Source organism: Pseudomonas sp. GV105, assembly GCF_003058185.1.
Lineage (GTDB): Bacteria > Pseudomonadota > Gammaproteobacteria > Pseudomonadales > Pseudomonadaceae > Aquipseudomonas > Aquipseudomonas veronii.
Genome location: NZ_QBUF01000020.1, coordinates 69,435 through 89,398, shown reverse-complemented (window position 1 = coordinate 89,398; position 19,964 = coordinate 69,435). Strand labels below are relative to the sequence as shown.

Annotated in this window: 4 protein-coding genes; 2 read left to right on the top strand and 2 right to left on the bottom strand. The window is 60.8% G+C overall.

Annotated features, from left to right (window positions below; translation table 11 throughout):
• The first annotated feature begins 237 nt into the window (after window positions 1–237).
• Both C8K66_RS30925 and C8K66_RS28555 read left to right on the top strand, forming a co-directional pair.
• Entirely contained in the window at window positions 238–16,545 is a 16,308-nt protein-coding gene (locus C8K66_RS30925; protein ID WP_108526633.1) for a retention module-containing protein, read from the top strand.
• Window positions 16,546–16,668: 123 nt separating this feature from the next.
• Window positions 16,669–17,007, top strand: a complete 339-nt coding sequence (locus tag C8K66_RS28555) for a hypothetical protein (protein ID WP_057003600.1) — start codon at window positions 16,669–16,671, stop codon at window positions 17,005–17,007.
• 44 nt (window positions 17,008–17,051) lie between these two features.
• Here the strand turns inward: C8K66_RS28555 and lapD are convergent, their stop codons facing one another.
• Window positions 17,052–19,010: a cyclic di-GMP receptor LapD gene (gene lapD / locus C8K66_RS28550; RefSeq protein WP_046385016.1), complete on the bottom strand. Its 1,959-nt coding sequence runs from the start codon at window positions 19,008–19,010 to the stop codon at window positions 17,052–17,054.
• An 11-nt stretch (window positions 19,011–19,021) separates the two neighbouring features.
• The gene (lapG, locus tag C8K66_RS28545; RefSeq protein WP_017849958.1) at window positions 19,022–19,738 is read right to left on the bottom strand and encodes a cysteine protease LapG; all 717 of its coding nucleotides are present in this window, start codon (window positions 19,736–19,738) and stop codon (window positions 19,022–19,024) included.
• Between the last annotated feature and the right edge of the window lie 226 nt (window positions 19,739–19,964).

The following is a 19,964-nucleotide window of genomic DNA, read 5'->3' as shown; positions in this document are numbered from 1 at the left end:
CAGAAAGTCGCGATGCCGTGTAAATATCAATGTGACATTACCGGGCGGATTGTTTAGGATGGCGCCAAATAGGTCAATACCTTGACGGAAAAGTAATTCGTCGAGCAAAACACCAAAATATTGACGCCAAATTTTTTACATGGGTTTAACGTACTCCAGCTATTGAATCGGCACTAGAGAGAAAGGCCGGTCTCCATGATGGATGCCCCCTGAACGGTAATACACGGAGAGTCTTTTATGAGCAGCGTTGCGGTCGTCAAAAGCATTGTCGGTCAAGTGTTTGCGGTATCCCCGGAAGGGATTCGTCGCCTGCTGGTAGAAGGGGATCGTTTGTTTGCAGGGGAGCAGGTGGAAACCGGTCCTGCCGGCTCCGTGTCGCTGGAGCTTGCCGATGGCCGCACCCTTGACCTGGGGCGCGACACGCAATGGAGCGCGAACACGCCTGACTCAGTGACCGACCTGAGTGCCGCCACTGCCCAGGAAGCACCCTCCGTTGCCGAACTGCAGCAAGCCATCGCTGCCGGTGCCGACCCGACCCAAGACCTTGAAGCCACAGCTGCCGGCCCGACTGCCGCTGGCGCGGACGGCGCCGTGGGTGGCGGCCACAGCTTTGTCGTGCTGGACGCCACCGCAGGCACGGTTGACCCTACCATCGGTTATCCGACGAACGGCTTGAATGCCGCCGATGCCGCGACCAGCCTGTTCACCGCCGCTACCAATAACAGCCTCGATCCGCGCAGCGTCACCATCACCTTGACTGCCACGCCGAGCATCACCGAAGCCGGCGGCGTCGTGGTTTACACCGTGTTTGTCACCCAGGCGCCGACCAGTGACCTGACCGTCACCTTGTCCAACGGCTTGTCTGTCGTGGTCCTCGCCGGCCAGACCGCGGGCGCGCTGAACGTCACGTTCGCGGGCAATGACACGCCTTACCTGGATGCCTCGTCGATCTCCACCACCATCACCGGCACGTCCGGCGGCGGCAACCTGATCATCACCACCGACCCGGCGCCGGCCGTTACGCAGATCAATGACACCATCGACACCACCACCGTCACGCTGAGCGCGAACGCGTCGGTCGATGAGGGCGGCAAGATCGTTTATACCGCGACCGTGAACAACGCCGCGCAGACCGACGTCACCATCACGCTGTCCAACAACACCACCATCACCATCGAAGCCGGTAAAACCACGGGCACCGTCAGCGTCGATACGCCGGCAAACCTGGCCGATGGCAAAGACCTGACCGTCAGCGCCACCATCACCGGTGCAAGCGGCGGTAACTACGAAAACCTGGCGATCAACCCGGAAGCCGCCACTACCACCGTGATCGCTGTCGACAACCCGAGCGTGCTGGTCGCAGACACCAACACGGTTGCCGAGGAGCAGGTTGCCACTGGCAACGTGCTGAGCAATGACAGCGACATCGACAACGTGCTGACCGTCGCGACGTTCACCGTTGGCGGCACCACGTATAACGCAGGCCAAACCGCCATTGTCGAAGGTGTCGGTACCGTCACCATCGGTGCGGATGGCGCGTATGCGTTTACCCCGGTCAAGGATTACAACGGTGAAGTGCCGCAAATCGGCTACACCACCAATACCGGTTCGAGCAGCACGCTGGACGTGACGGTGACGCCGGTTAACGACGCGCCGGTGGCAGTGGTGGTTGCAGCGAACGGAGCTGAAGATCCGGCCCAGGGCATTGCGGTCAAACTGAGTGCGACCGATGGGGATGGCTTGGCGAACGTGAAATCGTTCACTGTCGGCACGCCAACCAATGGCACGTTCTACACCGACGCGGCCATGACCAAACCGGTGACCGGCTCGATCGACGCGGTCAACGGCGAAGCGACGATTTACTTCAAGCCGAACGAAAACTTCAACGGCACCGCGAATTTCACCTATACCGCGACCGACAGCGGCAACGCGGATGGCAGCAACCCGCTGACCTCTGCTCCGGCTAACGGCACTGTCACTGTGACGGCGGTCAACGATGCACCGGAAGCGATCGCGACCACTGCAACCGGGACTGAAGATCCAAGCGTAGGCATTGCGGTCAAGCTGAGCGCGACCGATGTGGATGGCCTGGCGAACGTGAAATCGTTCACCGTCGGCGAGTCGGCCAACGGCACGTTCTACACCGACGCTGCCATGACCAAGCCGGTGACTGGCGCGATTGACGCGGTCAATGGCGAAGCCACCGTGTACTTCAAGCCGAACGAAAACTTCAACGGCACCGCGAACTTCACCTATACCGCGACCGACAGCGGCAACGCGGATGGCAGCAACCCGCTGACCTCTGCGCCGGCTAACGGCACTGTCACTGTGACGGCGGTCAACGATGCGCCTGAGGCTGTGGCGACCACTGCGACGGGCTCTGAAGATTCGGTCCAGGGCATCGAAGTCAAGCTTTCGGCCACCGACGTAGACGGCGTGGACAACGTGAAATCGTTCACTGTCGGCACGCCAACCAATGGCACGTTCTACACCGATGCTGCCATGACCAAACCGGTGACTGGCTCGATCGACGCGGTCAACGGCGAAGCGACTGTTTACTTCAAGCCAAACGAAAACTTCAACGGCACCGCGAATTTCACTTATACCGCGACCGACAGCGGCAATGCTGATGGCAGCAATCCGCTGACCTCGACTCCAGCCAACGGCACCATCACTGTCACTGCGGTGAACGACGCGCCGGTGGCTGTGGCGACCACTGCGACCGGTTCTGAAGATCCGGCCCAGGGCATCGAAGTCAAGCTTTCGGCCACTGATATCGATGGCGTGGACAACGTGAAATCGTTCACCGTCGGCACGCCTACCAACGGCACGTTCTATACCGACGCTGCCATGACCAAGCCGGTAACCGGCTCGATCGACGCGGTCAACGGCGAAGCCACGGTTTACTTCAAACCGAACGAAAACTTCAACGGCACGGCGAACTTCACCTATACCGCGACCGACAGTGGCAACGCTGACGGCAGCAACCCGCTGACCTCGACCCCAGCTAACGGCACTATCACCGTGACGGCGGTCAACGATGCGCCAGAAGCTGTCGCCACTACCGCGACCGGTTCTGAAGATCCGGCCCAGGGCATCGAAGTCAAGCTTTCGGCCACTGATATCGATGGCGTGGAGAACGTGAAATCGTTCACCGTCGGCACGCCTACCAACGGCACGTTCTATACCGACGCTGCCATGACCAAGCCGGTAACCGGCTCGATCGACGCGGTCAACGGCGAAGCCACGGTTTACTTCAAACCGAACGAAAACTTCAACGGCACGGCGAACTTCACCTATACCGCGACCGACAGTGGCAACGCTGACGGCACCAACCCGCTGACTTCTACTCCGGCCAACGGCACTATCACCGTGACGGCGGTCAACGATGCGCCGGTCGCCGCACCGACCACCGCAACGGGTTCTGAAGATCCGGTTCAAGGCATCGAAGTCAAACTGAGCGCGACCGACGTAGATGGCGTGACAGACGTGAAATCCTTCACCGTCGGCACCCCAACCAACGGCACCTTCTACACCGACGCGGCCATGACCAAGCCAGTTACTGGCTCGATCGACGCCGTTAACGGTGAAGCCACCGTTTACTTCAAACCAAACGAAAACTTCAACGGCACCGCGAACTTCACCTACACCGCGACCGACGGCGGTATCGCTGACGGCGGCAGCCCGCTGACCTCTGCGCCTGCCAACGGCACTATCACCGTGACTCCGGTCAACGACGCGCCAGTGGCTGCGGCCACTACCGCAACGGGTGCTGAAGATCCAAGCGTAGGTATCGCGGTCAAACTGAGCGCCACCGACGTAGACGGCGTGACAGACGTGAAATCCTTCACCGTCGGCACCCCAACCAACGGCACCTTCTACACCGACGCGGCCATGACCAAGCCAGTAACTGGCTCGATCGACGCCGTCAACGGCGAAGCCACCGTTTACTTCAAGCCAAATGAAAACTTCAACGGCACCGCGAACTTCACCTACACCGCGACCGACGGCGGTATTGCTGACGGCGGCAGCCCGCTGACCTCGGCTCCGGCCAACGGCACCATCACCGTGACTCCGGTCAACGATGCACCGGTCGCCGCACCGACCACCGCAACGGGTTCTGAAGATCCGGTTCAAGGCATCGAAGTCAAACTGAGCGCGACCGACGTAGACGGCGTGACAGACGTGAAATCCTTCACCGTCGGCACGCCAACCAACGGCACCTTCTACACCGACGCGGCCATGACCAAGCCAGTAACTGGCTCGATTGACGCAGTCAACGGCGAAGCCACCGTTTACTTCAAGCCAAACGAAAACTTCAACGGCACCGCGAACTTCACCTACACCGCGACCGACGGCGGTATCGCTGACGGCGGCAGCCCGCTGACCTCGGCTCCGGCCAACGGCACCATCACCGTGACTCCGGTCAACGATGCGCCGGTCGCCGCACCGACCACCGCAACGGGTTCCGAAGATCCGGTTCAAGGCATCGAAGTCAAACTGAGCGCCACCGACGTAGACGGCGTGGCAGACGTGAAATCCTTCACCGTCGGCACCCCAACCAACGGCACCTTCTACACCGACGCGGCCATGACCAAGCCGGTAACCGGCTCGATCGACGCGGTCAACGGTGAAGCCACCGTTTACTTCAAGCCAAACGAAAACTTCAACGGCACCGCGAACTTCACCTACACCGCCACCGACGGCGGCATTGCTGGCGGCGGCAGCCCGCTGACCTCGGCTCCGGCCAACGGCACCATCACCGTGACTGCGGTGAACGACGCTCCGGTACTGGGCAACGCCTCGACCAACGCGTTCGGCGACACCTATATTGAAGGCAAGCCTGGCGGCTACGTGGCGGCGAACCTGACCGTCAGCGACGTCGACAACAACACCCTGCAAAGCGCAAAAGTCACACTCGTCAACCACCTGGCAGACGATGTACTGATCGCAGATGTCAGCAACACCAAAATTGCAGTCAGCTACGACAAGGCCACGGGCATCTTGACCTTGTCCGGTGAGGCCACCACGGCTGAGTACCAGGAAGTCCTGCGTTCGGTACACTTCGCCAGCGAAAGCGAGAACCCGGACCCGGCCAATCGCACCCTGACCATCACCGTCAACGACGGCCAGCTGGATTCGGCGCCTGTCACCTCCGTGGTGTACGTGGTTCCGGTGAACGATCCGCCTGAGGTCAAGTTCGACAGCACCACATTCACTGAGCAAAAAGACGCAGTCGCGCTGGTCGAAAACCTGACCATCAAAGACGTCGACAACACCACCTTCAGCAAAGTCGTGGTCACCGTCGACCACCTGGCTGCAGGTGATTTGCTCAGCAATACCGATGTGCTCAAGGCCCTGGCCGTTGCCGGGATCACCATCACCCAGAGCGGCAGCGCCGCCGACGGGAAAATCGTCTACACCCTCACCAGCGACTCGAAGGCCGGCAGCAGCGCCGCCGACTTCGTCAAACTGGTTGAAGCCATCACCTTCCAGAGCCCGGGCAATAACCCTGTCGGTACCGATCGTACCGTCACCATCGATGTGACTGACAACGGTGGCGGCAACCTGGATCGCGAACCGCCGGAAACCGGCAGCGCCACTGGCAAGGTCACTATCGACCTGTTCAACGACGCCCCGACTGCATCGGCCGACAACACCACCGCCGATGAAGACCATACCGCCAAGATCGTGCTGGACGGCAAGGATGTGGACGGTACCGTCTCCAGCTTTGTCATCACCACCTTGCCGGAAAACGGCAAGCTGTACAGCGATGCCACGCTGCAAACCGAACTCAAAGTCGGCGACTCGGTGCCAGCGGGTGCCGACGGCAAGGCCGCGGTTTACTTCGCCCCGACCGGCGACTGGAGCGGCAAAACCGAGGTGACGTTCACTGCGGTCGACAACGGCGGTAAATCGAGCGCCGTAACGACGGCCGACATCACGATCGCGCCGGTTACCGACACTCCGCACCTGGGCCTGCTCGGCGGCGGCCCTGTGACCTCGATCAACTTCGACAGCGCCAACCTCAATGGTTCGTGGGGCATCGTCGGGGTAAATGACGCCAACAACGCGCCTGTCAGTGGCACCCCGAGCACTCCGTGGCTCACGGGGAATGCCGGCGGCCAAGTCGAAATCGGCCAAAGCAGCAACTACGGCGTAGAGACCCCAGGCAACAGCCAGGTCATCGAGCTTGAGAAAAACGCCGGCGACGACTCCAGCCTGTACACCATCATCAAGGCAGAAGCCGGCACGGCGTACACCATCTCGGTCGACTACTCGCCGCGTGCGGGTGCCGAGAACAATTCGGTGATCGACGTATTCTGGGGCGGCGTCAAAGTCGGCACCCTGGATACCACCACCGTCGGCATGAAGACTTACACCTTCGTCGTGCCGGTCACTGCTGACGGCGATGCCAAACTCGAGTTCAAAGCCCCGGCCGGGGATGCAAACAACTCGTTGGGCGGCGTGCTGGACAACATCAACGTCACCCAGGTGCTGAACACCGGCCTGGAAGACCATGCGATCAAGCTGTCGACCATCGACGCATACGCCACCGACAAGGATGGCTCCGAGACGCTCAAGCTGGAAGTCGGTGGCATACCGCTCAACGCGACCATCTCCGATGGCACGCCGGGCCACACCTTCACCGCGACGGCTGGCAATCAAAGCGTCGACATCAGCAATTGGAACAAGGCCACCCTGGTCTTCACCCCGGCGGAAAACGCCAACGGCCTGGTGAACCTCACTGTCACTGCCACCGCGCAGGACGGCACGGCTGATCCGAAGTCCGAGTCGATCACCCTGCCGATCAACGTGATTGCCGTTAACGATGCGCCAGAAGCTATCGCGACTACCGCGACCGGTTCCGAAGATCCGGTTCAAGGTATCGAAGTCAAACTTTCGGCTACTGATATCGATGGCGTGGAGAACGTGAAATCGTTCGCGGTTGGTACGTCGACCAACGGTACGTTCTATACCGATGCGGCGATGACCAAACCGGTGACTGGCTCGATCGACGCCATCAACGGCGAAGCCACGGTTTACTTCAAGCCAAATGCGAACTTCAACGGCACGGCGAACTTCACCTATACCGCCACCGACAGTGGCAATGCTGACGGCAGCAACCCGCTGACCTCGGCGCCTGCCAATGGCACCATCACTGTGACTGCGGTGAACGATGCGCCGGTTGCCGCACCGACCACTGCAACGGGTTCTGAAGATCCGGTCCAGGGTATCGAAGTTAAGCTTTCGGCCACTGACGTAGACGGCGTGGCGGACGTGAAATCGTTCACCGTCGGCACGCCAACCAATGGCACGTTCTACACCGATGCGGCCATGACCAAGCCAGTGACTGGCTCGATTGACGCGATCAACGGCGAAGCCACCGTTTACTTCAAGCCGAACGCGAACTTCAACGGTACCGCCAACTTCACTTACACCGCCACCGACGGTGGCATTGCTGACGGCGGCAGCCCGCTGACCTCAGCACCTGCCAACGGCACCATCACCGTAACTCCGGTCAACGATGCGCCTGTGGCTGTGACCACTACCGCGAGCGGTGCTGAAGATCCAAGCGTAGGTATCGCGGTCAAGCTGTCCGCCACCGACGTAGACGGCGTGGCAGACGTGAAATCCTTCACCGTCGGCACGCCTACCAACGGCACGTTCTACACCGACGCCGCTATGACCAAACCGGTGACCGGTTCCATTGACGCAGTCAACGGCGAAGCGACCGTTTACTTCAAGCCAAACGAAAACTTCAACGGCACGGCGAACTTCACCTACACCGCCACCGACGGCGGTATTGCCGACGGCGGCAGCCCGCTGACCTCTGCGCCTGCCAACGGCACCATCACGGTGACTCCGGTCAACGACGCGCCTGTGGCTGTGACCACTACCGCGACCGGTGCTGAAGATCCAAGCGTAGGTATCGCGGTCAAGCTGTCCGCCACCGACGTGGATGGCGTGGCAGACGTGAAATCGTTCAACGTCGGCACGCCAACCAACGGCACGTTCTACACCGATGCGGCGATGACCAAGCCAGTGACCGGCGCTATTGATGCGGTCAACGGCGAAGCGACCGTTTACTTCAAGCCGAACGCGAACTTCAACGGCACGGCGAACTTCACCTACACCGCCACTGACGGCGGTATCGCTGACGGCGGCAGCCCGCTGACCTCCGCGCCTGCTAACGGCACTATCACCGTGACCCCGGTCAACGATGCGCCTGTGGCTGTGACCACTACCGCAACCGGTGCTGAAGATCCAAGCGTAGGTATCGCGGTCAAACTGTCCGCCACCGACGTAGATGGAGTGGCAGACGTGAAATCCTTCACCGTCGGCACGCCAACCAATGGCACGTTCTACACCGATGCGGCCATGACCAAACCGGTGACCGGTTCCATTGACGCGGTCAACGGCGAAGCGACCGTTTACTTCAAGCCGAACGCGAACTTCAACGGCACCGCGAACTTCACTTACACCGCGACCGACGGCGGTATCGCTGACGGCGGCAGCCCGCTGACCTCCGCGCCTGCTAACGGCACTATCACCGTGACCCCGGTCAACGATGCGCCTGTGGCTGTGACCACTACCGCAACCGGTGCTGAAGATCCAAGCGTAGGTATCGCGGTCAAACTGTCCGCCACCGACGTAGATGGAGTGGCAGACGTGAAATCCTTCACCGTCGGCACGCCAACCAATGGCACGTTCTACACCGACGCGGCGATGACCAAACCGGTGACCGGTTCCATTGACGCAGTCAACGGCGAAGCCACGGTTTACTTCAAACCAAACGAAAACTTCAACGGCACTGCGAACTTCACTTACACCGCCACCGACGGTGGTATTGCCGACGGCGGCAGCCCGCTGACTTCGGCTCCAGCCAACGGCACCATCACCGTAACTCCGGTCAACGACGCGCCTGTGGCTGTGACCACTACCGCGACCGGTGCTGAAGATCCAAGCGTAGGTATCGCGGTCAAGCTGTCCGCCACCGACGTGGATGGCGTGGCAGACGTGAAATCCTTCACCGTCGGCACGCCAACCAACGGTACGTTCTACACCGATGCGGCCATGACCAAGCCAGTGACTGGCTCGATTGACGCAGTCAACGGCGAAGCCACGGTGTACTTCAAACCAAACGCGAACTTCAACGGCACGGCGAACTTCACCTACACCGCCACCGACGGCGGTATTGCTGACGGCGGCAGCCCGCTGACCTCTGCGCCTGCCAACGGCACTATCACTGTGACTCCGGTCAACGACGCGCCTGTGGCTGTGACCACTACCGCGACCGGTGCTGAAGATCCAAGCGTAGGTATCGCGGTCAAACTGTCCGCCACCGACGTAGACGGCGTGGCAGACGTGAAATCCTTCACCGTCGGCACGCCTACCAACGGCACGTTCTACACCGATGCCGCCATGACCAAGCCAGTAACTGGCTCGATCGACGCGGTCAACGGCGAAGCCACCGTTTACTTCAAACCAAACGCGAACTTCAACGGCACGGCGAACTTCACCTACACCGCTACCGACGGCGGTATTGCTGACGGCGGCAGCCCGCTGACCTCGGCTCCAGCCAACGGCACCATCACCGTGACTGCGGTGAACGACGCGCCGGTCGCAGCACCGACCACTGCAACGGGTTCTGAAGATCCGGTCCAGGGTATCGAAGTTAAGCTTTCGGCCACTGACGTAGACGGCGTGGCGGACGTGAAATCGTTCACCGTCGGCACGCCAACCAATGGCACGTTCTACACCGATGCGGCCATGACCAAGCCAGTGACTGGCTCGATTGACGCGATCAACGGCGAAGCCACCGTTTACTTCAAGCCGAACGCGAACTTCAACGGTACCGCCAACTTCACTTACACCGCCACCGACGGTGGCATTGCTGACGGCGGCAGCCCGCTGACCTCAGCGCCTGCCAACGGCACCATCACCGTGACCCCGGTCAACGATGCGCCTGTGGCTGTGACCACTACCGCGACCGGTGCTGAAGACCCAAGCGTAGGTATCGCGGTCAAGCTGAGCGCCACCGACGTAGACGGCGTGGCAGACGTGAAATCCTTCACTGTCGGCACGCCTACCAACGGCACGTTCTACACCGATGCGGCGATGACCAAGCCAGTGACCGGCGCTATTGATGCGGTCAACGGCGAAGCGACCGTTTACTTCAAGCCGAACGCGAACTTCAACGGCACGGCGAACTTCACCTACACCGCCACCGACGGCGGTATCGCTGACGGCGGCAGCCCGCTGACCTCGGCGCCTGCCAACGGCAGCATCACCGTGACTCCGGTCAACGACGCGCCAGTGGCTGTGACCACTACCGCAACCGGTGCTGAAGACCCAAGCGTAGGTATCGCGGTCAAACTGAGCGCCACCGACGTAGATGGCGTGGCAGACGTGAAATCCTTCACCGTCGGCACCCCAACCAACGGCACCTTCTACACCGACGCCGCCATGACCAAGCCGGTAACCGGCTCGATCGACGCCGTCAACGGCGAAGCCACCGTTTACTTCAAACCAAACGCGAACTTCAACGGCACCGCGAACTTCACCTACACCGCCACCGACGGCGGTATTGCTGACGGCGGCAGCCCGCTGACCTCTGCGCCTGCTAACGGCACTATCACCGTAACTCCGGTCAACGACGCGCCAGTGGCTGTGACCACTACCGCAACCGGTGCTGAAGATCCAAGCGTAGGTATCGCGGTCAAACTGTCCGCTACCGACGTGGATGGCGTGGCAGACGTGAAATCGTTCACCGTCGGCACGCCAACCAACGGCACGTTCTACACCGACGCCGCCATGACCAAGCCAGTGACTGGCGCTATTGATGCGGTCAACGGCGAAGCGACCGTTTACTTCAAACCAAACGCGAACTTCAACGGCACCGCGAACTTCACCTACACCGCCACCGACGGCGGTATCGCTGACGGCGGCAGCCCGCTGACCTCAGCTCCGGCTAACGGCACCATCACCGTAACTCCGGTCAACGACGCGCCAGTGGCTGTGACCACTACCGCGACGGGTGCTGAAGATCCAAGCGTAGGTATCGCGGTCAAACTGTCCGCCACCGACGTAGACGGCGTGGCAGACGTGAAGTCCTTCACCGTCGGCACGCCAACCAACGGCACCTTCTACACCGACGCCGCCATGACCAAGCCGGTAACCGGCTCGATCGACGCCGTCAACGGCGAAGCCACCGTTTACTTCAAACCAAACGCGAACTTCAACGGCACCGCGAACTTCACCTACACCGCCACCGACGGCGGTATTGCTGACGGCGGCAGCCCGCTGACTTCGGCTCCAGCCAACGGCACCATCACCGTAACTCCGGTCAACGACGCGCCTGTGGCTGCGGCCACTACCGCGACCGGTGCTGAAGACCCAAGCGTAGGTATCGCGGTCAAGCTGTCCGCCACCGACGTAGACGGCGTGGCAGACGTGAAATCCTTCACCGTCGGCACGCCAACCAACGGCACGTTCTACACCGATGCGGCCATGACTAAACCGGTAACCGGCTCGATCGACGCCGTCAACGGCGAAGCCACCGTTTACTTCAAACCAAACGAAAACTTCAACGGCACCGCGAACTTCACTTACACCGCGACCGACGGCGGTATCGCTGACGGCGGCAGCCCGCTGACCTCAGCGCCTGCCAACGGCACCATCACCGTAACTCCGGTCAACGACGCGCCGACTGCGAGCAATGGCTATGTAGAAAGCAACGAAGACACCCCAGTCGAGCTGAAATGGTCGACGTTCGGGGTCAGTGATGTGGATTCCACGGACCTGAAAGTCGTCTTCACCAGCCTGCCCAACGGTGCCATCGAGTACAAAGTCGACGGTGTCTGGGTCAAGCTCAGCGCGGCTGATCTGAAAACCGATACGTCGCCGGGCAAGGCCTTCAGCCAGGCCGACTTCGACAATCACAATGTGCGTTACAGCCCAGCGGCCAACGAGTCGGGCGATAACAGCTTCGGCAACGCCGGCGTCGGTAACAAGCAGGGTGATTACACCGAGCTGAAGTTCCAGGCGACCGACGGCCAGCTCAACAGCGATACGAAAACCATCACCGTGGATATCCACCCAGTGACGGACGTTCCTGTCGTGACCGTCGGCGCATTCGGTGACGTGCCAACCGGCTTGACCATTCAAACCTGGACCGGCGGCAACCTGCCGGGTGCATTGGGTACGAACGGCAATGGGGTTGTTCAGTCCAGCGATTTGATCCGGGTCATCAACGCCCAAACGCCTGACAGCGCAGCCTCCACGGGTGTGACCGCCAACGTGAGCAACGCTAATGTGGTGGAACTCACCGCGACCAAAGTCTCCGGCCTGATTTACCTGGAAGCCGGCAAGAGCTACAGCTTCACCGGCAGCGCCGATGACAGCCTGGCGGTTACCGTCGGCGGCAAGTTGGTGTCGACCGAGACCTGGAGCCAGGGCACCGGGATCAACGCAACCCCCTTCACGCCGACAGAGTCGGGTTATTACACCCTCGACATCTATCACTACAACCAGGCCGGCCCGGGCAACTACGACGTCAATGTCTCGATCAACAACGGCCCGTCGATGGCGTTGGGCAGCAGCGGCGTGCAGACCTATACCAGCCTGGAAGCGTTGAAAGCCGCCGGGGCGGTGTTTGACGATGCTCACGTGGTCAACGGAGAAGGTTATTACACCGGCTACGTTTATAACCACGGCCTGGAAGACACTGCGATCAAGATCAGCCCGATCACGACCACGTTTGTCGACAATGACCAGTCGGAATCGCACAAGGTAGAAATCAGCGGCCTGCCTGAAGGCGCTGTCATCACCGACGGCGCCACGGGCCACAGCTATACCTCGACGGGTGCGACCACCCAGTACGATGTCAGCAATTGGAACCTGGCTACCCTGACCGTCACTCCGGCCAAGGATGCGACTGCCAATTTCGATCTGACTGTGACGGCAACGGCCAAAGAGTTGAGCACGCAGGTTGAAGAAGTCACGACTGGCAAGGTGAGCGTGGTGATCACTGCGGTCAACGACGCGCCGGTGGCTGTGGCCACCACTGCGACGGGTGCTGAAGACCCAAGCGTAGGTATCGCGGTCAAACTGAGCGCGACCGACGTAGACGGCCTGGCGAACGTGAAATCGTTCACCGTCGGCACGTCGACCAACGGCACCTTCTACACCGACGCGGCCATGACCAAACCTGTGACCGGCGCCATTAACGCTGTCAACGGCGAAGCCACCGTGTACTTCAAGCCGAACGCGAACTTCAACGGCACGGCGAACTTCACCTACACCGCGACCGACGGCGGCAACGCTGACGGCAGCAACGTACTGACCTCGCCAGCAGCCAACGGCAGCATCACCGTGACTCCGGTCAACGATGCGCCAGTGGCTGCAGCAACCACCGCGACCGGTTCTGAAGACCCAAGCGTAGGCATCGCGGTCAAGCTGAGCGCGACCGACGTCGATGGCCTGACCAACGTCAAGTCGTTCACCGTCGGCACGCCAACCAATGGCACGTTCTATACCGACGCGGCGATGACCAAAGCGGTGACCGGCGCCATTAACGCTGTCAACGGCGAAGCCACCGTGTACTTCAAGCCGAACGCGAACTTCAACGGCACGGCGAACTTCACCTACACCGCGACCGACGGCGGCAACGCTGACGGCAGCAACGTACTGACCTCGCCAGCAGCCAACGGCAGCATCACCGTGACCCCGGTCAACGATGCGCCGGTTGCAGCGGCAACCACCGCGACCGGTGCTGAAGATCCAAGCGTAGGTATCGCGGTCAAGCTGAGCGCGACCGACGTAGACGGCCTGGCGAACGTGAAATCGTTCACCGTCGGCACGCCAACCAATGGCACGTTCTATACCGACGCGGCGATGACCAAAGCGGTGACCGGTGCGATTACCGCGGTCAACGGCGAAGCCACCGTGTACTTCAAACCGAACGCGAACTTCAACGGCACGGCGAACTTCACCTACACCGCCACCGACAGCGGCAACGCTGACGGCAGCAATGTACTGACCTCGCCAGCAGCCAACGGCAGCATCACCGTGACTCCGGTCAACGATGCGCCGGTTGCAGCGGCAACCACCGCGACCGGTGCTGAAGATCCAAGCGTAGGTATCGCGGTCAAGCTGAGTGCGACCGACGTAGACGGCCTGGCGAACGTGAAATCGTTCAGCGTCGGCACGCCAACCAATGGCACCTTCTACACCGACGCAGCGATGACCAAACCCGTGACCGGCGCGATTACCGCGGTCAACGGCGAAGCCACCGTGTACTTCAAACCGAACGCGAACTTCAACGGCACGGCGAACTTCACCTACACCGCCACCGACAGCGGCAACGCTAACGGCAGCAATCCGCTGACCTCGGCCCCGGCCAACGGCACTATCACCGTGACCTCGGTCAACGACGCACCGACCCTGGACCTGAGCACCACAGACGGTTCCGTCCTCACCAGCTACAGCACGGCCTACTCCGAGCGCAGTACGGGTGGGATAGCGATCACCGGCAACGTAGCCATCGGTGACGTCGACAGCAGCCAGATGCAAAGCGCGACCATCACCTTGAAAAACGCCAGCGCGGGCGACCAGCTCAGCTCGAGCCTGGTGACCGTGGGCGGTACTTACAACGGCGTCACCCTGACCAGCGTTGGCACCGACGTCAGTGGCAAAATCGTCCTGACCCTGTCGGGCGCGGCTGACACGGCCACCTACAAGTCGTTGCTCGAGTCGTTCCAGTACTCCAGCACCAGCAAGTATCCGACCACGGGTGATCGCACTGTCGAGATCGCCGTGAAGGACAACGCCGGTGCTGACAGCCTGAGTTCGTCGGTGGCCACCAGCACCATTACCGTTACGCCACAGACTTATGTGGTGACGGAAGGCGGCGGCGCCGCCGATGTCGTCGACCTGAGCAATACCTCGGCCAACAACATGGTGGTCGGTGACAAAGGCGGTATCGTCAATGCCGGCAGCAACTACAACATTGCCTTTATCGTCGATACCTCGGGCAGTATCGGCAGCAGTGCGATGAAGTCGATCAAGGCGCAGCTTGCGAGCGTGTTCGATACCTTGATCAGCAATGCCGGTAAAAGCGACTCGGGTGTTGTGAAAGTACTGCTGGTCGACTTCGATACGCGGGTCGAAGCGCAGGTCTCTGTCAACCTCGCCGACAAGGACGCCGCTAAAGCGGCCTTGCAGGCTGTGTTGACTCAGATGACGTCAAAATCGAGCGACATGACCAACTATCAGGATGCGTTCAACGCCGCCACCAACTGGTTCAAAGGCGACGAAGCCACGAGCAATGTGGGTGCAAAAAACCTGACGTACTTCATTACCGACGGTGAGCCGAACATGTACACCGCCATTCAGGGTAACCCTCTCCTGGGCTCGACCAGTTGGTTCGGCTCGAATGTTTACTTTGATAGCATCGTCAATAGCGGCAATTACGTCTTGGGTCAGACCAACTCGGTCACAACGACAATCAACGGCAGGACGCAGGTGATTGTCGATGGCGACGGCAAGGTCTACTCCTACGATGGTTGGGGTAATAAAAACCTCGAAGGCACCGTGGTGGCCAACAGCAGCGGCGGCTTTGACGTGGCGTCGGTCTACAACGATTCCAGCACCGCCATGAGCAACGCCCAGTCGGCCTACTCCGATCTGGTCAACGCGGTTCCAGGCAAGGTTGTCGTCGAGGCCATCGGTCTGGGCTCGAACATTGATACCGCTGTGCTCAAGCAGTTTGATACCGATCATACCGTCGCCACGATCGACACCGCGAAGCTGGCGGATGCCATCACCGGCCACGCGGCCGATACCGGCGCCGACACCCTCACCGGTGGTTCGGGCAACGACATTCTGTTCGGCGACCTGATCAGCTACAACAACCTTGAAGGCAGTGCTGCACTCAAGGCGTTCGCGGCCGACAAACTGGCCACGACCGTCGATCACATTGATGACCGTACCTTGCACCAGTTCATCACCGAACACGTCGCTGACGTGGGTGCATTGGCCAGCGCGTCGAACATCTACGGCACCAACGACGGCGCTGACAAGCTGATCGGCAACGCCGGCGACGACATTCTGTTCGGCCAAGGCGGTAACGACGTGCTCAACGGCGGGGCGGGTAACGACATCCTGGTGGGCGGCAAGGGCAATGACACCCTCACCGGCGGCGCGGGGGCGGATACCTTCGTGTGGCTCAAAGGGGATACCAACACCGGGACTGGCGTCGATACCATCACCGACTTCAAGCACAGCGAAGGCGATAAGTTGGACCTGTCCGATTTGCTGCAAGGCAGTAACGACACCAACCTGACCAACTACCTGAAGTTGAGCACCGACTCGGCGGGCAACTCGACGCTGAGTGTCAGCAGCAGCGGTTCGTTCACGGCGCAGGGTGGCGGTACGGCCGATGTTACGATCAAGGTCGATGGCGCCAGCTGGGGCAGTGGCAGTGCCGCGATCAACAGCCTGATCGCCGGTGGTGATCTGACCGTCAAGCATCACGACTGATCACCCTGGAGCGCCAATCTTTCGGGATTGGCGCTCCGTGGGCACCAGCTTCGGGAAAATGTGTGTAATCTCTGTAGGAGCCAGGTGCGGCGCCTGCAGGGATTTTTTATTGGGAGAACGCTGATGTTCTACGTGCAACGCGATCAATACAACGCTTTGGTTCGCGTCGAGACGCAGGCCTTCGCCGAATCCACCGGGACTCTACCGGCGGATCATCAGGACATTCAGGCGTGGTTTGCCACGGATGTGATCGACAACAGCCTCAAGCAGCTCCAACAGAGCGACTCCGAGATGATTCGGGTGCTCGATGACTTGATCCAGGTGCTGACCGCCAAGGGCGTGATCCGCATCACTGACCTGCCGCCCGCCGCGCAGGTCAAGGTGATGGAGCGTACCCAGGCACGGACGGCGCTGGGCGGTTTGAGTGAGCTGATCAATGACGATGAAAGCGGTTTGATCTGAGGCGCACGCACCTCTTTCACGGCATGAGCGTCAAGCCGGCCTGATTACTCGGCGCTCCACGTCCACGGCGCAGGTTCACCGACCAGTTGGCCTTGCACCCCTTCGATGCCCATCTCGCGAATCACGCGCAACTCACCTTCGGTTTCCACGCGTTCTGCAATCAACGGCAAATCGATGCTGTGGGCGGCACGCTGGATCGCCTCGATAAAAAAGCGCTTGTGGCTTTCCTGATCAATGGTCCGGATGTAGCTGCCGTCGATTTTGAGGTACGCCAGGCCCAGGTTCGCCAGGTTGCCGATCATGCTGAAACGCCCGCCGAAACGTTGCAGGCCGAGGCTGTATCCGAGGCTGCGCAGGCGCCGGGTGAGACGCTCCAGCTGGGCTTGCTCGGGCACTTGCTCTTCGCCGATCTCCAGCGTCAGGCGCGTACCGAGTGTCGGGTGTTGCGCCAATCGCTCGAACATCCGCTCCAGGGCTTGTGGGTCATTCAAGGTCGCCGCCGAGAGGTTCAACGCCACCGATTGGTTGTGTTGTGCCAGGTGTTTGATCACCAGGTCGAGCATCAATTGGTCAAGGCGTGCGGTCCAGCCGAAGCGCTCCAGCCAGGGCAGGAAGTGCCCCGCCGCAATGGTCTGGTCCTGGTTGTCGAGCAGGCGCGACAGTACCTTGTAGTGCAGCACCTGACGGGTATCGCTGCTACTGACCACCGGCTGGAAAAACAAGCGGAAGCGCCCCTGATTCAGGGCCTCGTCGAGCAGGGTGTGCCAGCTATGCGGATCGTCGCTGACGGTGTCCCGGGTCTGGCGCTCCAGGCATACCCAGGTTTGGCCGCTACTGGCTTCAGCCTGGGCCAGGGCCTGGTCGGCCAGCTTCAACAGGTCGGCCGAGGCATCGCCGGGGTTGTAGGGCGCGAGGCCGATGTAGGCCACGCTCTGCATGTCTGTGGCGCCCGTTTCGTACAGGCTCTGCAGGGTGGTTTCCAGCGCCTGGGCCAATTGCACCGCTTCGTGACGCACCAGGCCTGGGGCAAGCACCGCGAACTCGCCGCCGCGGCTGCGGGTGATCAGGTTGTGGGTTTCCGGGTACTTGGCGCAGGTCCGCACCAGTTGCTGGCTGACGGCTTGCAGCAGTTGGTCGGTGCGTTGCCCGCCCAGGCGCTGGTTGAGACCGGCGAGGTCATTGACCCGCAAGATCAGCAGGTAGCCTGAACTGGCTTCTTCCAGGTTGCTGACCCGCGAGTTGAGCTGCATCTCGAAATAGCGCCGGTTGGCCAGCCCGGTCAGGCTGTCCTGGTAGGACTCCACGCGCAGCTTCTCGCTGCGCTCGGTCTGTTCATTGAACAACGCCTTGAGCTTCTCGACCATCTGGTTCATGGCCTGCACCACGCGCCGCAGTTCGGGGGTGCGGGGCAGGTCGGGCAAACTGATGAATTCGCGCCGCGCGATGGCGTGGGACTGTTCGACCATATAGTCCAGCGGCTTCAACTGACGGCGCAGCAACAGCGCGCCGAGCACCGCACTCGCGGCGCCGCAGAGCAGCAACCAGCCCAGGCTGCCCAATGCGCTCTGCCACAGTTTGGCCAGGGCGAACATCGGGTGGCTGATCACCTCGACCCGTGCCGCCTGCTGCCAGCCTCGGCTGACGATGGCATCGCCGCCGGCCGGCGCGAGGCCGATCATTTTCACGAACCAGGCTGGTACGCCGCTGGCATCAGGCTCGGCGGCACGCTCCACCAGCACCTGGTTATTGCTCAGGTCCACCACGCGGATGCTCGCGTAGTAGCCACTGTCAAAAATCGAACTGACCATCAGCTCGGTCATCGCCGGGTCATCGATGTTCGGCGTCAGCGACAGTGCCAGTGCGGTGGCCGCATCCTGGGCGTGGGAACGCAACTGGTTGACGTACTGCGCACGCGAGCTTTCCAGGCTGACGATGAAGCTACCGCTGAAGGCAACCACTAGAAACACACAGATAGCGATCAGCAATTGTTTGAACAGTGACATCGTAGCTCCTGTTAATTATCCGAACTGGCCGGAAACCCTTCGGCGGTCATTTTTTTCAAGACATCCTGCCAGCGTGACAGGCGCTTGCTATCACCGACTTTTTTGTTGCCCGCCGCGCCGGTCAGCCACAACCCTTCGCCGTTGAAAGCATAGACGGGCAGCAGGTCCGGACGTTGGCTGGCCGGCAGAATGGGGTCCATCAGGCTGTCCAGTACCAACGGCATGGCTTCCGGGCTTGCATAGTAGGTCAGTACCATATGCGCGCGATTCTGGCGCAAGGCCTTGACGTAGGTTATGCGCAGCTTCTCGGCCGGGACGCCCAAGTGACGCAGGCTGAAGTATTTGGCGATGGCATAGTCTTCACAATCACCGGCACCTTTCCACAGGGATTGAATGGGCGTCGCCCAATAATCGATCTCGTGCCACAGGTCGATATCTTCTTCGTAGTGCAACTGGCGGTTAAAGAATAAGTTGACCACGTTGAGTTGTTCGGTCTCGCTGACCTGCTTTTGCGCCGTGAGCAGGTGTTGCCAGGCATCGATACGCTGGCGCCCGGCGCCCAGGGGCCCGTACAGCGCCTCGGCGCGGCGGCTGATCTGGCTGAAATCCCAATCGGCGAGCAGATTGCCCAGCAGGCCGCCACCCAGCAACAGCGTGATGGCCAGACCGTACAGGAACCGAGGGAAGTTAAAGCGTATCGCCACTGCGAATACCCGAGCTTGCAGCATTGAAGGTGCGGCAATGGTGCGGTGATACCGGGTAAAAAACAATGGCACGATGAAATCACTTTGTAGCAATTTATCCTGAATAAGTGCCGGTAAATTGGCTATTTTCCGCTCGTCTGAAAGGGTGGCGGCAATTCCATCAAAATAATGACACCTCATAACGCCTGTCACAGAATGTCGCAACCAAAGCGCCGACAAAAAGACTTGCGGTCAGCCTTATCTTGCCGAC